We start from the raw sequence: 15,482 nt of genomic DNA, 5'->3' as shown, positions 1-15,482 counted from the left end.
CAGGAAATTTTATCTGATGAATGAAATTGAAACCGCTTTAAGCCAAATTGATCACTTTCAGTTTGTGCATGAACACCTGTACACATCCGGCCAGCCGAATGCGGAACAGTTACGTCAGATTAAAGAATATGGCATTACCACTGTGGTTAATGTCGCACTGAGTGATGCCGAGCAGCATCTAGCCAATGAAGATAAAATCTGTCTAGAACTGGGCCTGAACTATGTACAATTACCGATTTCTTGGGAAACTCCATCTGACGCCCAATGTCTGCTGGTTTTAGACCTGATTGATCATCTGGTGCAGGATCAGATGGTGTGGTTGCATTGCGGTACCAATCAGCATGTCAGCAGCCTGATGTATTTGTATCGTCAGTATTATATGAATATGGACATGCCTACCGCGCAGGAAATGTTGCACCTGATCTGGGAGCCGAATGAAACCTGGACCGGTCTGATTCACGCTGTTGCCTTACAACTTCAGGGCCGTAAAGCAACCCAGGAACTGCAAATTTCCTTAATGAAAACCGATCACTTTGCGTGACAAATTAACACCGTAGCTGTAGCCAGAATTCCTTCCTGACGGCCGGTAAAGCCTAATTTTTCCGTGGTGGTGGCTTTAATGCTGATTTGAGTCACATCCACATCCAGCACATCGGCTATGCTCTGGCGCATTTCCAGATTGTGCTTGGCCAGTTTCGGGCGTTCACAGGCCACGGTAATGTCGGCATTATTCAGCAGATAACCGCGATCTAAAATTAGCTGATAGACATGCTTCAGCAATACCCGACTGTCAGCGCCTTTAAATTCAGGATCGGTGTCGGGAAAATGCTGTCCAATATCGCCCAGCGCCAATGCACCCAATAAGGCATCGCATAGCGCATGCAAAATCACATCCCCATCTGAGTGGGCTTTCAGAGCATGGGTATGTGGAATTTTAACCCCGGCCAATGTCACAAAATCGCCTTCTTCAAAGGCATGTACGTCTATTCCCTGCCCAATTCGTATTTGTGCAACCATATTCAACTCCTTCAGAAATAAACGATTGAAATCTTGTATTCACAGTTTCTCTTTCGCTATAGTTAGCTTACGCAAGCTAATGAAAGTATAAGCGATCATGCTGTTGAAAACCGAGATGAATCTTATAAAAATCATTGGAACCCTGTTGTTTTTGGGCGCCGCGGGCACCCCGCTGTCGCATGCACAGAAAATCAATTGCGAGCAGGCCAATACGCCTGCTTTCAATAAAATCTGCCATGCTGATTTACAGGAGATTCGTGAGCAGCTCAATGATCAGTTTCTAACAGCTTTTCTGGTGACTGATGCACCGCTGCGTATTCTGCAAGATACCCATCAGCTCTGGTTTAAACGTGCGCAGCAGTGTAAAACGACCGAGTGTTTTAAACAGCAGTTTGAAGCGCGTCTGGATCAGTTAAATTTCTTTAGCTCGATGAACCAGAGCATGACCCAGCATTATCTGAAATTTGAACAGGGACAACTGGCCAAGCAGCCGGTACATTTGCAGATTCATCAACTGAATAAAGACAGTATTAAAATTGAAGGTGTGGCCTATCGCAGTCCAAACAACAAGCTAGACACCCAAACCATTTCCTTACTGGCTTATACCTCACCGCAGCAAAAGCAGCATATTATTGACAATGAACATGACTGCAATTACCAGCTCGACTTTCAGAAGGCTTATTTAGCGGTGCGTACTGAACAAAAAGGCTGCGAGCGTTTTAGCGGTATTTATCGTCTGTATGATTAAAACCTGACAGCGCTTTACATCACCCACCACAAAATCAACGGCAAACTAAATGCAGCACACACAGTCTGCAGACTAATCACGCTGGCCATCAGCTGGCTATCTCCACCTAAAACTTTGGTCAGAATATAGGCCGATGAGGCCGTCGGTAAGGCAAAAAACATCACCAGAATCTGGGTATGCAGTGCCGGCAGATTCAGTGCCAGACAGGTCGCCAACGCAATCATTGGCATCAACAACAGCCGTCCAAAAGTGTTTAATAACAAGGTCCGCAGATCTTTACGCAGCCCCTGAAACTGTAATGCTGCACCAATACACATCAAGCCCAATGGCAAACTGGAAATGGCAATCTGTTTTAAATAATTTTCAAAGCCAATCCATAAGCGTAAATTCAGCAGATTAAACACCCCGCCTGCAATACAGCCTAAAATCAAGGGATTTTTCAACAATGATAACAGGATGGATTGCAAGCGCATCCCTTCTGAATTGGTCAGAGCCAAAACCGAGAGAATATTGACCAGAGGAATGCAAAACACCAGCAGAATAGCAAACAGCGCCATACCTTGCTGATAAAACAAAGACGCCGACAGCGCCAGACCGATATAGGTATTAAAACGCACCATGCCCTGCATATACACGCCAAAACGTGCCGCTGCAGTGCCATACAGCGCCTTGAGGATATATAACAGACAAACCGCAATCAGCAGGGTCAGACCCGCTCCCAGCATCATGTGGCGAATTTCGCTGGCCTGAATTTCAGCATGCGCCAGGCCCAAAAACAGCATCACCGGGAACAGCAGATAGTAGTTGAGCTTTTCTGCACCGTGCCAGAATTTATCTTCTAAAAACCTAAAGCGCTTGAGTACATAGCCCAACGCAATCAGAAAGATTAAAGGAAATAGCGCAACCAGAATTATATTTGCCATCGTTTATCCATACATATCGCGGTCTGCCCAGGACGGCAGCATCTCAATCCATTTTTTTAATGGCAGTTCAAAATCTTAAAGCAAAAAGATATTTTATTTAAAGCCTGAGTATAAGCCAAATAGCCCGTTGAATTGACAGCGATTTGCGTTATTTTGATGGATTTATTTTGCCAGAACCCGGCAGATGATCAGCATCTCTCCTAAAGCCCTGTTACTTTAAAACAGAGCTTAACTGAATGTTCTCATTACCCGGTCACCGGATAATGCTGCGCAATTTCCTGACTAATCATCAATGCTGTCGCCGCAGATAAGGTCCAGCCCAGATGCCCATGGCCAGTATTATAAAATACCCGTGGATGCTGGCCCTGCCGAATCACCGGCATCATATTTGGCATCATCGGACGTAAACCTGCCCACGGCACCACGCTTTCGGTTGAAATATCAAAATTCCGCTGCACCCAGCGCACCAGTGGCTGAATCCGGTCATGGCGAATATCGCGATTATAACCATTAAATTCGGCCGTTCCGGCAATCCGCAGCCGATCTGTGCCTAAACGTGAGGTCACAATTTTGGCACTTTCATCTAGCAGACTGACCCAAGGTGCCTGCTTTTGGCTCTGTTCATCCTGTAAATTGACGGTAATGGAATAGCCTTTGACCGGATAAACATTGACCCGATCACCTACCTGTCGCGCCAATTGATAGCTCCCCACACCGCCGCAAATCAGCACGGCATCGGCATGTAAGGTTTCCACCATCGGCTGATCTGCCAGCGGATCTTCAATGGCTGGCCGATAACTCAGCTGTACCTGCTGGGCGTCTAGCTGAATATCCTGAACATCCCGGCCGAAAATATAACGTACACCCTGCTGCATGGTGACTTGAGCCAGCCCCACCGTGAATTTATGAATGTCGCCGGTGGCATCTCCCGGGCAGTAAAAACCTGCATAATATTGCCCAGTTAGACTTGGTTCAATCTGTCGGATTTCATCCAGACTGACCTGATAACGCTCCAGCCCGCCCTGACAGAGCAAATCATTGACCCGAATTGCAAAGTCAAAATCCGCTTTATTATGATAAAAATGCAAAATTCCACGTTTTTCCAAATTGAAATCAATCTGTTCCTGTTCTGCAATTTCAAATAAACGTTTGCGTGCCAGAAGTGCCAGGCGCACTGTTTCCTGGGTATTGTGTTCATAATGGCGAATATTGCTTAAGAACTCGATCAGCCAGCCATACTTATGCAGATCAAATGCAGGATTTAATAAGAGCGGCGCCGACTTTTGCGACATCCATTTTAGGCCTTTCAGTACAGTGGCTTTCTGATTCCAGACTTCTGCATTACTGGCTGATAACTGGCCACCATTGGCATACGATGTTTCCATCGCCGGGTATAAATGCCGGTCAATCACCGTGACTTGATAGCCCAAACGCATCAGCTCATAGGCTGAAGTGACCCCGGTAATTCCTGCACCAATGACAACAACATGCGGCATAAAACGCTCCTTGGAACAGCTGTTCCAGACGTGATGCCCCATCTGTCAGGGTACCTGAGAGCTTCGATTGAACTGATGTTCAGCCCAACCATCCCCTTCGGTGAGCACTGCGCGTGCTTCTCTCCAGATTTTTGAATTATTACGGTCCTTTTGCCTGAGAGTTTCCGGGGTCGTTGCTCCTTCGGCGAGCACCAAGTGCCGCTCTCCCGCAATAATTTTTATTGTATAGCTTGAATATGAGCAAAATCCGGGCCAAGCACGAGTAGAAATTTGTATCTGATGTTCAAGAAACCTCAAAATCTGGATATAAAAAAACTGCCCCAATTGGAGCAGTTTTTTGAATCAGCTTCAAACAGCGTGTTAGCGTACAATCCCGCGTTTAGACTGTTCTAGTGAATCAATTAAACGCTGTGCTTCCGGCACTTCTGGCAGAATCTCTGCACGGATTTTCTGAATGGCTTCTTCAGTGGTTAATCCTGATTTGTAAATCAGTTTAAAGGCGTCCCGTAATCCTTGAATCACATTTTTCGACCAGCCTTTACGACGCATACCTTCAATATTCATAGCAAAAGCATGCGCAGGATTACCCGAAACCATTACATAGGCCGGAACATCTTTCAGAATTAAAGATGCGCCACCAATCATGCTGTAAGAGTCAATTTTACAGAATTGATGAATACCCGAGTTTCCACCCACCACCACATAATCACCGACATGCACGTGCCCTGCGACACCAACATTATTGGCAAAAATATTATGATCACCCACGATACAGTCGTGTGCAATATGTGTATTGACCATCAACAGGTTGTGGCTACCAATTTTGGTGATACCTTTGTCCTGAACCGTCCCGCGATGCAAGCTGGAATGTTCACGAATCAGGTTATAGTCACCAATTTCCAGCCAGGTTTCCTCACCTTGGTACTTCAGGTCCTGACAGACTTCGCCGATACTTGCGAACTGGAAAATCTCATTATGCTCACCAATACGGGTATAGCCACCCACCACCACGTGTGAATGCAGCTTTGTACCCGCACCAATGCTGACATTCGGACCAATAATACTATAAGGTCCAATTTGCACATCAGGCGCAATGACTGCAGATGAGTCAATTATAGCGGTGGGGTGAATGAGGGGGTTATTGCTCATGCTTGCTCTGTTTTCTGATGCGAAATCATAATTTCCGCGGTTGCTGCAACAATGCCATCGACCGTGGCGATACAATTATATTTGTAAATACCACGTTTCTGCATTACTAATTCAGATTTTAATACAAGTTGGTCGCCTGCAACCACTTGTTTTTTAAATCTAACTTTTTCGGCACCGGCAAATAGGAATAATGCACCCGCAGTCGGTTTCTGATTATTCATAATAAAGCCAAGCACGCCTGAAACCTGTGCCAGCGCTTCTACAATCAACACCCCTGGCATAATTGGATATTCAGGGAAATGTCCTTGTAAAAACTCTTCATTAATCGAAACGTTCTTATAACCCACAATCCCGTTGTCAGTTACATCAACGATTCGATCTACCAATAAGAATGGATAACGATGTGGCAAATATTCACGGATGGTTTGAATATGCATTGGCAATTCAGGTTTCGTAAATGTTGGGGTATTCGACTCAGTCATCATAATTATTTACGCAATTTTAAAGTTGATTCAAGGGACTCAATTTGAGTCTGCATATGATCGAGTCTTTTCTGCAATTGGGTCAATGGCACATCTGCTAATTGTCTGAAGCGAATCACCGCGCGTTTCCATTGCGCATTTGGTAATGCACCGGTGCCCGAAGAATAGGTTCCTGGTTCAGAAATACTCTTTGTGACCATTGACATTCCGGTTAAAGTCACATTGTCGGCAATAGAAAGATGACCAGAGACCCCACATGCGCCTGCCAGAATACAGTTTTTGCCAATGATGGTACTGCCGGCAATACCGCATTTTGCAGCGATAGCAGTATTGGCCCCTACTTTCACGTTATGGGCGATTTGCACAAGGTTATCAATTATGACACCATGTTCCAAAATTGTGTCATCCAGCGCACCGCGGTCAATACTACAATTCGAACCAATTCGTACATCATTACCAATCTGTACTGAACCTAACTGTGCAATACGGTGCCATTTGCCCTGATACGGAGCAAAACCAAAGCCTTCACTCCCAATCACGGTATTGGCATGAATGCGGACCCGATCAGCAATTTTGGCTTCGCCGGTAATGGTGACATGCGAATCAATAAAACATTCTTTACCAATTTCAACAAAATCATCAATTTTGCTGTGCGACTGGATAATGGTTTTATCACCCACCACACAATTCTCACCCACCACCACATAATGGCCAATATAAGCACTTTCAGAAATGATCGCTGAGGGATGAATTTGTGCGGTACTTTCAATACCCGTTTGGGTGTGCTTACGCTCAAAGACATGGGTTAAAATCGCAAACGCCAGATACGGATTTGCCACCACAATAAAGTTCTGATGCGTATCAAGCTGCTGCTGTAACTCGGGCGTGACAATTAAAGCACCCGCTTTAGACACTTTTGCCTGCTCCACATACTTGTCAGCATTGACAAAAGCAATGTGCTGCGGTTCAGCAAGCTCCAGGCTCGCTAAACCCTGGAAACCTAAATCGGCCTGACCGACCAGCTCGCCCTGGACCAGACGAGCAAGTTCTTCTAAGCGATAATGTTGATAACTCATTGATTACTTGATTGCATTAACCTTTTGAATCATTTTATCAGTTAAATCATACTTAGGGTCATAGGCAAGTGCTGAGTTTTTGTTCAAAACCACATCTAAATTATTTTCTTTACGCAATTGTTCTGCTGCCTGCTTGATGCGCTGCTCAAAATTGTCATTCATTTTTTGCAGATCAGCCTGCACTTTGGTCTGCAAACCTTGCTGTAAAGTATTAAATTCTTTTAACTTGGCCTGATACTGCACCGATAATTTTTGCTTATCGGCTTCAGATAAGTTCGCTGACTGCTGGGCACGTTGCTGCAAATTTTCCAGCTCTTTACCCAGCTGTTCAAGTTTAGTGGTTTGAGGTTTAAGCGATTGTTGCAATGCACTATTTTGCTGTTTTAAATAGCTGCTGCTTTCAACCACACGCTCTAAGCTGACCACACCATAACCTGCCGCCTGTGCCGCTGCGGCACAGGACAGTGTGAAACCTAAAACCGCCAGTTGTATCTTCTTCATCTTGATCTATCCCTATTTCAAGCATCCATGAACAGACCGTACTTAGAACGTACGACCAATTTCAAACTGGATATTCTTGGTTTCATCACCTGGTTTTTCATTCAGCGGATATGCATAACTTAAGGACAATGGGCCAATCATGGTAATCCAGGTAAAGCCGACACCGACGCTATAACGCATTTCACCGAAGTCAAAGCCGTAATTATCTTTACAGTATTGACGGCCTGCATCCGTGGCTTGAACATCACACTGAGTATCAAAGACTTGTGCACCTTCAGCAAAAATCACCGGACGAACCTGACGTGCCCAGTCCCCTTTAAATGGTACCGGCAAAGCCAGTTCAGTACCGAACTGTACTAAAGCATTACCACCCACTTCTTCTGGGGATGGATCTTTTTGTCCTCTATCGCTGAAATATACACCATCGTATTTTGGACCGAGTGTACTGTTATCATAACCACGTACCGAGCCATAACCACCGGCATAATAGTTTTTATAGAATGGTAAATCATTACCATAGCCCAATTTACCATAGCCGCGTAATACAAAATCTTTACCCAGCGGATAATAGGCCTGTGCATCATAAGTGACTTTTTGATATTCCACATCACTGCCCGGCAAGGCAATTTCTGCATTCACCCGATGCGACATCCCCGTTGTTGGGAAAATTGGACGGTTAAGGGTATTATATGACCAACCCAAACTTAAATTATAAGTTAAGAAATCTCCCTTAAATTCAGTCCCTTTAGGATCAGACCAATTTTGACACTCTTCTCCAACCTCAATATTAGCATCTAAGCAATATGGTTCACTTTGGGTTGTTCTTCCACCATTTGCAAGTAGATAATCACGAACATAAGTCGACACATAAGGACCGGTTGTCACTTCTGTCTGATCAATATTTAAGCCCGCACTAATACTCTGGTTTTCATCAATTGGATAACCAAAGTTAATTCCGCCACCAAAACTGTCGGTCACATAGTTGTTAACGTTATAGTCATCATCCAGTTTGGTTTTACGGTAGTACATATTATAACCGCGACGCACACCATCAATGGTAAAGTACGGATCGGTTACGCTTAGGTTATAGTAGTCCTGTGTTTCAGAACGCGACAAGTCAATCGACACGGCATTACCGGTACCCAGGAAGTTGGTCTGGCTTAAACCGGCCTGGAAAGTTACACCGCCACTTTGCGAGAAACCCACCGCCAAGGTACTGGTACCTGAATGCTGTTCTTCTACCGCAATGTTAAGGTCGACCTGATCCGGTACATTTGGAACACGTACCGGTTTAATATCCACAGTTTTAAAGAAGCCGGTACGCTCTAAACGGACTTTAGACAGATCAATTTTTTCGTTACTGGCCAATGCACCTTCCATCTGGCGCATTTCACGACGTAGCACTTCATCGGCAGTTTTGGTGTTACCACTGAAGTTAATCCGGCGTACGGTGACTTGCTGGCCCGGATTGATGTAATAGTTCAGATCAACCTGTTTGGTTTCTTCATTAATTTGCGGTACCACATTCACTTCTGCATAGTAATAACCGGCATTACCATACTTGCGAAGCAGCAGCTGTTTAACCGCATTAACCTTTTCTTGCGAATAGGTTTCACCATCTTTATAGATTTGCAGCGCTTTTAATTCTTCTGGTGCATATAAAGCATCACCCAGGAATTTGGTTTGACCAAATTTGAACTGCTCACCTTCATCAATCGACACTTCAATGAAGATGTGCTGCTTGTCTTCACTTAAGTTCAGGCTGGAGTTATTGATATTAAAGTTGATATAACCACGGTTTAAATACAGCGCACGTAAAGCTTCCAAGCTTGCTGCCATTTTCTCACGCGCATAACGGTCATTACGTGAAATCACAGACGCCCAGCCACTTTCTTTGACTGCAAAGGCCTGTTTAATTTCACTGTCTTTAAAGACAGTATTGCCAATGATATTAATATCAAAAACTTTGGCCGCTTTACCTTCAATAAACTCGATGGTCAGGTCGACACGGTTATTCGGACGTGCTGTGGTAATGACTTTGACATCGGCATCATAACGGCCTTGCTGCATGTATTGCTGTTCAAGTTCCGATTCTAGTGTTTGCAAAGCAGACTTTTTCAGCACTTCACCTTCAGCCACGCCCATTTTCTTTAAGCCTTCTTCAAGGGCTTCTTTTGGAATTAATTTATTGCCTTTAAATTCGACTTTCGAAATGATCGGACGTTCCACCACCTGAAACACCAAGGTATCACCTTGCTGGGCAGCTTTAATATCATCGAATAAACCTGTGGCATACAGGCTGCGAATTGCATTTGCAATGGTGGCATCGTTGACACGATCACCACTATTTACAGGAATCATTCCATAAACATTGGCTGGCGTTAAACGAACAAGTCCGTCAATTTGTATATCTCTTACGATAAATTCATCTGCTGCATATACTTGTTGTACTGCTGCCATAGCACTAACCAGTGCCAGAGGCATAAATAAATGTGTGTGCTGCATGCCAGTCTTTTCCAATGTTAAATTTATTGCCTATCCACGTTGTTATAAACGCATAAAATCATTAAATAATGCCAGAAGCATCATGCTACCGAGCAATACCATACCAATTTTAAAACCAACCAATTGTATTTGTTCAGAAACAGGTTTACCACGAATTAGTTCTATAAAATAATAAACCAAATGTCCACCATCCAGCATTGGAATTGGCAGTAAATTTAGAATACCCAAGCTTACACTCATTAGGGCCATAAACGAAATAAAAGTTTGCCAGCCCATTTCAGCGCTTTGTCCTGCCACCTTGGCAATAGTAATCGGGCCAGACAGATTATCTAAACCAATCAGACCACGCACCATTTTGACGATGGAGTTCAAAATCATCGAGGAGATTTGACCGGTTTTATCGACCGCCATCATTAAGGCTTCTGTAGGACTATATTGAATGGTTTGTTTATATTCTTCAGGAATTGTTATTTTTCCAGGGTCACTTTGTACACCTAACATACCGGTGGTGTTGCCCATATTGTCGCGTTTGGCCTGCGGCATAATTTCCAGCTGTATCCGCTGATCTTGACGCAATACGTCAATCTTTAACAGTTTCTCTGGCGATGCCTGTACCACTTGTACCACATCATACCAGTCTTTCATGACAACACCGTCAATCGCTAAAATCTGGTCACCTTCTTTCATCCCTTGACGAATGGCAGCGCCATCTTCACTCAGTTTGCTGACCACTGCTGGAATATTCGGACGATATGGCGTAAAGCCCAGCACCTCAAGTGGTGACTGAGATTGATCTTTCAAGAAATCTTGAATCGGTAATTGAAAGTTTTGTGGCTGACCATCGCGGTTGGCCTGAATATGAATGGTACCTGTTTCACCGGCACGATCCACCAGCGCAAAATTCAGTTTTTCCCAGGTGCTAACCTGGGTACCATCGACTGCGGTAATCCGGTCACCCGGCTGCATATTCACTTCAGCCGCAGGCGTTTGTGGCAAGACTTTCCCAACACGGGTATTCAGCTGTTCCTGAGACGGTAAAAACAGAATCCAGAACAGTACAATCGCAAAAACCAGATTAATTAAAGGACCTGCCGCGACAATCGCGATCCGTTTCCACGGATGCTGACGGTTAAAAGCAAAAGGCAGATCTTCTTCTGCCACATTGCCCTCACGTTCATCCAGCATTTTGACATAGCCGCCCAAAGGCAAAGCCGAGAGCTGATATTGAATACCGGATTTCTTCGAGGTCCATTTCAGCACTGTCGGGCCAAAACCAATAGAATAAACCAGGACTTTGACCCCCAGTTTGCGTGCAACAAAGTAGTGCCCAAATTCATGAATTGCAATTAACGGCCCCAACAAAAGAATGGCCGCAACAATAATAAATAAGGCACTCATGTCTTAGCTTCCTGTCTGAATCACACACTGCTGTGCAAAAGCACGGGCATTCTGGTCTGCCTGAAGAATGGTTTCAATTGAATCTGCGGCGCGATTGGCCAGATGATTCAGGGTCTGTTCAACAATTTCTGGAATCTGGGTAAACCCAAGCTGGTTTTGCAAGAAAGATGCCACTGCAATTTCATTGGCCGCATTTAGCAAGGTCGGTGCAATACCACCTGCCTGCATGGCTTGACGTGCCAGCTTTAAGGCCGGGAAACGCGTGGTGTCCGGTGCCTGAAAATTCAGCTGTGAATGGATAAATAAATCCAGCGGCGGAACATGCGTCTGCAGACGTTCCGGCCAAGCCAACGCATGCGCAATTGGCGTACACATATCCGGATTACCCATTTGCGCCAAAGTTGTTCCATCGACATATTGAACCATGGAGTGAATAATACTCTGTGGATGCACCACCACTGTAACAAATTGTTCTTTTACTGCGAACAAATGGCAGGCTTCAATCAGCTCCAGACCCTTGTTCATCAGGGTGGCGGAATCGACGGAAATTTTTTGACCCATAGACCAATTGGGATGTTTACAGGCTTGCGCCGGGGTCACACTGTGTAACTGTTCCAGACTATGATTTAAAAATGGCCCACCCGATGCGGTCAGCAGAATCTGCTGCACACCCAGTTTTGGTTGACCATTACGCTCGACCTCAAAATAGTTTTGCGGCAGGCACTGGAAAATTGCATTGTGTTCGGAATCGACCGGCAATAATAAAGCGCCATGATCACGCGCTGCCTGCATCATCAGGTCACCGGACATCACCAGAGCTTCTTTATTGGCCAGTAGCACGCGCTTACCGGCCTGCACTGCGGCCAACGTTGGCATTAAACCTGCGGCACCAACAATTGCCGCCATCACCACATCCACTTCAGGATGTGAAGCCACAGCTATTAAACCAGCTTCATCACAGAGGATTTCAATATCGGCAAGATTGGCCTGCTGTAACAGCTGTCTTAAGGAATCGACCTGTGCAGCAGGTACCACGGCCACTTTGGGATGAAACTGTTTGCATATTTCAACCAGCTCAGCAATACGACTGTGAGCCGTTACGGCATATACCGAATATTTTTCAGGATGTTGTTGCAGTATTTTTAAGGTGCTTTGACCAATTGAACCTGTAACACCCAATATACAAACAGCTTGTAACATCTATAAATCTACGCCAATAAGTTTCAGTACATACATGCTTGCAGCAAAGATTGGAGCCGCTGCGAGCAAGGAGTCAATGCGGTCCAGCACTCCACCATGTCCTGGCAGAATACGACCAGAGTCTTTAATTCCGGCACGGCGTTTGATCATGGATTCAAACAGATCGCCCAGTACCGAACTAAACACGGTTATCATGGACAGAATCAGGAATAAAATATGTTGGGTCAGGCTTAAGTCCAGATAGACAATTTCTACAAACAGCACAATCAGGATGGCGGTAAACACGCCACCATATAAACCTTCCACCGATTTGTTTGGACTGACATGTGGTGCCAGTTTCTTTTTACCAAACTTGCGTCCGACAAAATAAGCGCCAGAATCTGCACCCCAAACCAGCAGGAACAGATACATCAGCCACCACGGTGAATGGGTCCAGACCACATAAATGGCAGTCACGGCGGCAGAAATGAGCACAAAGCCAATAAAGTTCAGGCTTGGATTGTACCAGCCATCATATTCAGGATAGGATTTCACCCAATACAGGCTGAGCAGCCAGGTTAAAATCGAGGCTGACCACAGCAATAACGCAATATCACTAAAATATAAAGCAAGCGCGGAAAGAGCGGCGGTCACCAGACCATAACCCCAAGCCATGGGCTTGCTGACATATTTTGTTGTTCTTGGCATGAGTTTGAACCACTCATAGCCCGCAACCCCTGCTGCAAAAATCATCAGCACAAACATTGGATAATGGGACTGAGTTGCAAACATACAGCTCAGCACCACAGCGACCAATACCAATGCGGTAATTATCCGCTCTAACATGTATTAATTCTCAAGTTTCTCTTGTTGGATTTGCTCTGAAGTTTTTCCAAAGCGACGTTCGCGTCCTGCAAACACATGAAACGCATCATCCAGCTCTTCCACACTAAACTCTGGCCACAAGGTCGGAGTAAAGTACAGTTCGGCATACGCGGCCTGCCAAAGCAAGAAATTGGACAGCCGATAATCACCACCCGTACGAATCAACAGGTCCACAGGCGGTAAATCGCCCAGGCACACATATTGACCGAACAGCGTGCTATCAATCTGTTCCAGCGCGACTTTATTGGCCAGCACATCAGCCGCAATCTGTTTGGCTGCTTCTGCCATATCCCACATGCCACCATAACTGATGGCAATGGTTAAAGTCATGCTACTGAACTTAGCAGTCCTTTGTTCAGCATGCAACATCAAGTCACGTAGATGTGGGGATAAACGGCTGCGATCACCAATAAAACGCAAGGCAATCTGGTATTTTTCCATGCGCGGCATTTGCTCATGAATCGTGTCTTCCAGCAATTGCATGAGTAAATCAACTTCATATTGCGGACGATTCCAGTTTTCACTTGAAAATGCAAAAACGGTGAGTGCCTGAATGTGTTTGCTGCGACAATAGTCAACAATCGGATCTAGAATATTTTTACCTTCACGGTGACCGTCGCCTTTTTGCAATTGATTTTTCTTGGCAAAACGGTTGTTGCCATCCATGATGATGGCAACATGTTTTGGAAGCGTCTGACAGTCTTCAGATGTGGTCATCGACAATTAGACCTTCATCAACTCAGCTTCTTTAGCAGCCAAACGCTTGTCGACTTCAGCAACATATTTGTCGGTGATTTTCTGGATATCATCACCTGCACGACGTTCATCATCTTCAGAAATTTCTTTTTCTTTCAACAATGCTTTGATATCGCCCAAGACGTCACGACGGATGTTACGAATCGCCACTTTGGCATTTTCCGCTTCAGAACGCGCAACTTTCTGCATGTCTTTACGGGTTTCTTCGGTTAAAGCTGGTAGCGGCACACGAATCGAATCAGCGGTAATCGGGTTCAGACCGAGGTCAGACTCACGAATCGCCTTGTCAATTGCAGACACCATGGTACGTTCAAATGGCTGTACGATTAGAGTACGTGAATCTTCAACACCCACGTTCGCCACCTGGTTTAACGGCACATCTGAGCCATAGTAAGGAACCATCACACCGTTTAAGATTGATGGATGGGCACGGCCGGTACGAACTTTGGCAAAACCTTGCTCCAAAGACTCCAGAGTCTTTTGCATACGCTGTTCGCTGTCTTTTTTAAGATCGTTAATCATATGATCTTCCTTACTTAATTCTTAAAGATGTAATTACTAAAATAGCGTGTAGTATAAAGAGCTTTCAGGCCCACGTACATTAGTTCGTAACGTGAGTTCCTTCTTTTTCACCCATAACCACTGAAAGTAAAGCACCGGCTTTATTCATATCAAATACCTGTAACGGTACATTGTGGTCACGACATAAGCAGATTGCGGTTAAATCCATCACGCCGAGCTTTTCATCTAACACCTGATCGAACGTCAGGGTGTCATATTTCACCGCATCTTCGTATTTGCTTGGATCTTTGTTATAAACGCCATCTACCTTGGTGGCTTTCAGAATCAGATTGGCTTCAATTTCAATACCACGCAAGCAGGCTGCCGTATCTGTGGTAAAGAACGGGTTACCTGTACCGGCAACGAATACGCACACTTCACCTTGAGTTAGGTGGCGAATTGCATCACGGCTTGAATAAGATTCTACAACGGTACCAATTGGTAGTGCTGAAAGCAGACGTGTTTTAATGTTACGGCGTACTAAAGCATCACGCATGGCCAGACCGTTCATCACAGTCGCCAGCATACCCATCTGGTCACCAGTCACACGACCGACCAGACCGTCTTTTTGTAACTGGCTGCCACGGTACAGGTTACCGCCACCAACCACGATACCCACTTGCACACCCAGACCGACTAGGTGCGCAATTGCCAAAGACATCTGATCAAGGATTTGGGCATCAATCCCCATATCCTTATTACCCGCCAGTGCCTCGCCTGAAAGCTTCAGCAAAATACGTTCATAACGTGGCTTTTTAGAATCCAACATCATCAAACTCCAAAGTATTTTATTTAAATTTTTTCTG

At 45.0% G+C, this 15,482-nt stretch carries 16 protein-coding genes and 1 riboswitch; of the genes, 2 read left to right on the top strand and 14 right to left on the bottom strand.

All coding sequences use genetic code 11. The features are described 5' to 3' along the window. Window positions 1–16: 16 nt before the first annotated feature. Complete coding sequence (locus F905_RS04335; protein WP_005177630.1) at window positions 17–541, top strand: protein tyrosine phosphatase family protein; 525 nt, start codon at window positions 17–19, stop codon at window positions 539–541. Here the strand turns inward: F905_RS04335 and ispF are convergent. After that, complete coding sequence (ispF, locus tag F905_RS04330) at window positions 529–1,017, bottom strand: 2-C-methyl-D-erythritol 2,4-cyclodiphosphate synthase (RefSeq protein ID WP_005177629.1); 489 nt, start codon at window positions 1,015–1,017, stop codon at window positions 529–531. The genes F905_RS04335 and ispF overlap by 13 nt on opposite strands. 97 nt (window positions 1,018–1,114) lie before the next feature. Between ispF and F905_RS04325 the strand changes: the two genes are divergently transcribed. Next, complete coding sequence (locus tag F905_RS04325) at window positions 1,115–1,765, top strand: A1S_1983 family putative colistin resistance protein (RefSeq protein ID WP_005177627.1); 651 nt, start codon at window positions 1,115–1,117, stop codon at window positions 1,763–1,765. Between the two features lie 14 nt (window positions 1,766–1,779). Here the strand turns inward: F905_RS04325 and F905_RS04320 are convergent, their stop codons facing one another. The 13 genes from F905_RS04320 to pyrH all read right to left on the bottom strand — a co-directional run bounded on the left by F905_RS04320 (window position 1,780) and on the right by pyrH (window position 15,445). Then, window positions 1,780–2,688: an AEC family transporter gene (locus F905_RS04320; protein ID WP_005177626.1), complete on the bottom strand. Its 909-nt coding sequence runs from the start codon at window positions 2,686–2,688 to the stop codon at window positions 1,780–1,782. Window positions 2,689–2,933: 245 nt separating this feature from the next. Further along, window positions 2,934–4,184 (bottom strand): D-amino acid dehydrogenase, encoded by a 1,251-nt coding sequence (locus F905_RS04315; protein ID WP_005177624.1) that lies wholly within the window; start codon window positions 4,182–4,184, stop codon window positions 2,934–2,936. Between the two features lie 132 nt (window positions 4,185–4,316). Further along, window positions 4,317–4,403: riboswitch (glycine riboswitch) on the bottom strand. Between the two features lie 141 nt (window positions 4,404–4,544). After that, a complete protein-coding gene (gene lpxA / locus F905_RS04310; protein ID WP_005177623.1) occupies window positions 4,545–5,333 on the bottom strand; it encodes an acyl-ACP--UDP-N-acetylglucosamine O-acyltransferase in 789 nt (262 codons plus the stop codon). Next, window positions 5,330–5,815, bottom strand: a complete 486-nt coding sequence (gene fabZ, locus F905_RS04305; RefSeq protein WP_087662207.1) for a 3-hydroxyacyl-ACP dehydratase FabZ — start codon at window positions 5,813–5,815, stop codon at window positions 5,330–5,332. The genes lpxA and fabZ overlap by 4 nt, the downstream gene beginning before the upstream one ends. A 5-nt stretch (window positions 5,816–5,820) precedes the next feature. Then, complete coding sequence (gene lpxD / locus F905_RS04300; protein WP_005177614.1) at window positions 5,821–6,891, bottom strand: UDP-3-O-(3-hydroxymyristoyl)glucosamine N-acyltransferase; 1,071 nt, start codon at window positions 6,889–6,891, stop codon at window positions 5,821–5,823. 3 nt (window positions 6,892–6,894) lie between these two features. Further along, window positions 6,895–7,392 (bottom strand): OmpH/Skp family outer membrane protein, encoded by a 498-nt coding sequence (locus F905_RS04295; protein WP_005177611.1) that lies wholly within the window; start codon window positions 7,390–7,392, stop codon window positions 6,895–6,897. A 42-nt stretch (window positions 7,393–7,434) separates the two neighbouring features. Continuing rightward, on the bottom strand, window positions 7,435–9,897 hold the full coding sequence (gene bamA / locus F905_RS04290; protein ID WP_005177608.1) for an outer membrane protein assembly factor BamA: 2,463 nt from the start codon (window positions 9,895–9,897) through the stop codon (window positions 7,435–7,437). 42 nt (window positions 9,898–9,939) lie between these two features. Further along, a complete protein-coding gene (gene rseP / locus F905_RS04285) occupies window positions 9,940–11,295 on the bottom strand; it encodes an RIP metalloprotease RseP (RefSeq protein ID WP_005177606.1) in 1,356 nt (451 codons plus the stop codon). A gap of 3 nt (window positions 11,296–11,298) precedes the next feature. After that, a complete protein-coding gene (gene ispC, locus F905_RS04280; protein WP_005177604.1) occupies window positions 11,299–12,495 on the bottom strand; it encodes a 1-deoxy-D-xylulose-5-phosphate reductoisomerase in 1,197 nt (398 codons plus the stop codon). After that, window positions 12,496–13,320 (bottom strand): phosphatidate cytidylyltransferase, encoded by an 825-nt coding sequence (locus F905_RS04275; RefSeq protein ID WP_005177602.1) that lies wholly within the window; start codon window positions 13,318–13,320, stop codon window positions 12,496–12,498. Between the two features lie 3 nt (window positions 13,321–13,323). Then, on the bottom strand, window positions 13,324–14,076 hold the full coding sequence (uppS, locus tag F905_RS04270; protein WP_005177599.1) for a polyprenyl diphosphate synthase: 753 nt from the start codon (window positions 14,074–14,076) through the stop codon (window positions 13,324–13,326). Between the two features lie 6 nt (window positions 14,077–14,082). Next, window positions 14,083–14,637 carry a ribosome recycling factor gene (frr, locus tag F905_RS04265; protein WP_005177597.1) on the bottom strand — a complete coding sequence of 185 codons (555 nt, stop codon included), beginning with the start codon at window positions 14,635–14,637 and terminating at the stop codon, window positions 14,083–14,085. 79 nt (window positions 14,638–14,716) lie between these two features. Beyond that, window positions 14,717–15,445 carry a UMP kinase gene (gene pyrH, locus F905_RS04260; protein WP_005177594.1) on the bottom strand — a complete coding sequence of 243 codons (729 nt, stop codon included), beginning with the start codon at window positions 15,443–15,445 and terminating at the stop codon, window positions 14,717–14,719. Window positions 15,446–15,482 lie beyond the last annotated feature (37 nt).

This window comes from Acinetobacter sp. CIP 53.82 (assembly GCF_000369465.1).
Taxonomy (GTDB): domain Bacteria; phylum Pseudomonadota; class Gammaproteobacteria; order Pseudomonadales; family Moraxellaceae; genus Acinetobacter; species Acinetobacter indicus.
Note: the sequence above shows the minus strand (reverse complement) of the source record. Positions and strands in the feature narration are given on the sequence as shown.

Coding starts and splice junctions, on each gene's coding strand:
- F905_RS04335 (WP_005177630.1), top strand. CDS start 17: ATGAATGAAATTGAAACCGCTTTAAGCCAAATTGATCACTTTCAGTTT.
- ispF (WP_005177629.1), bottom strand. CDS start 1,017: ATGGTTGCACAAATACGAATTGGGCAGGGAATAGACGTACATGCCTTT.
- F905_RS04325 (WP_005177627.1), top strand. CDS start 1,115: ATGCTGTTGAAAACCGAGATGAATCTTATAAAAATCATTGGAACCCTG.
- F905_RS04320 (WP_005177626.1), bottom strand. CDS start 2,688: ATGGCAAATATAATTCTGGTTGCGCTATTTCCTTTAATCTTTCTGATT.
- F905_RS04315 (WP_005177624.1), bottom strand. CDS start 4,184: ATGCCGCATGTTGTTGTCATTGGTGCAGGAATTACCGGGGTCACTTCA.
- lpxA (WP_005177623.1), bottom strand. CDS start 5,333: ATGAGCAATAACCCCCTCATTCACCCCACCGCTATAATTGACTCATCT.
- fabZ (WP_087662207.1), bottom strand. CDS start 5,815: ATGACTGAGTCGAATACCCCAACATTTACGAAACCTGAATTGCCAATG.
- lpxD (WP_005177614.1), bottom strand. CDS start 6,891: ATGAGTTATCAACATTATCGCTTAGAAGAACTTGCTCGTCTGGTCCAG.
- F905_RS04295 (WP_005177611.1), bottom strand. CDS start 7,392: ATGAAGAAGATACAACTGGCGGTTTTAGGTTTCACACTGTCCTGTGCC.
- bamA (WP_005177608.1), bottom strand. CDS start 9,897: ATGCAGCACACACATTTATTTATGCCTCTGGCACTGGTTAGTGCTATG.
- rseP (WP_005177606.1), bottom strand. CDS start 11,295: ATGAGTGCCTTATTTATTATTGTTGCGGCCATTCTTTTGTTGGGGCCG.
- ispC (WP_005177604.1), bottom strand. CDS start 12,495: ATGTTACAAGCTGTTTGTATATTGGGTGTTACAGGTTCAATTGGTCAA.
- F905_RS04275 (WP_005177602.1), bottom strand. CDS start 13,320: ATGTTAGAGCGGATAATTACCGCATTGGTATTGGTCGCTGTGGTGCTG.
- uppS (WP_005177599.1), bottom strand. CDS start 14,076: ATGACCACATCTGAAGACTGTCAGACGCTTCCAAAACATGTTGCCATC.
- frr (WP_005177597.1), bottom strand. CDS start 14,637: ATGATTAACGATCTTAAAAAAGACAGCGAACAGCGTATGCAAAAGACT.
- pyrH (WP_005177594.1), bottom strand. CDS start 15,445: ATGTTGGATTCTAAAAAGCCACGTTATGAACGTATTTTGCTGAAGCTT.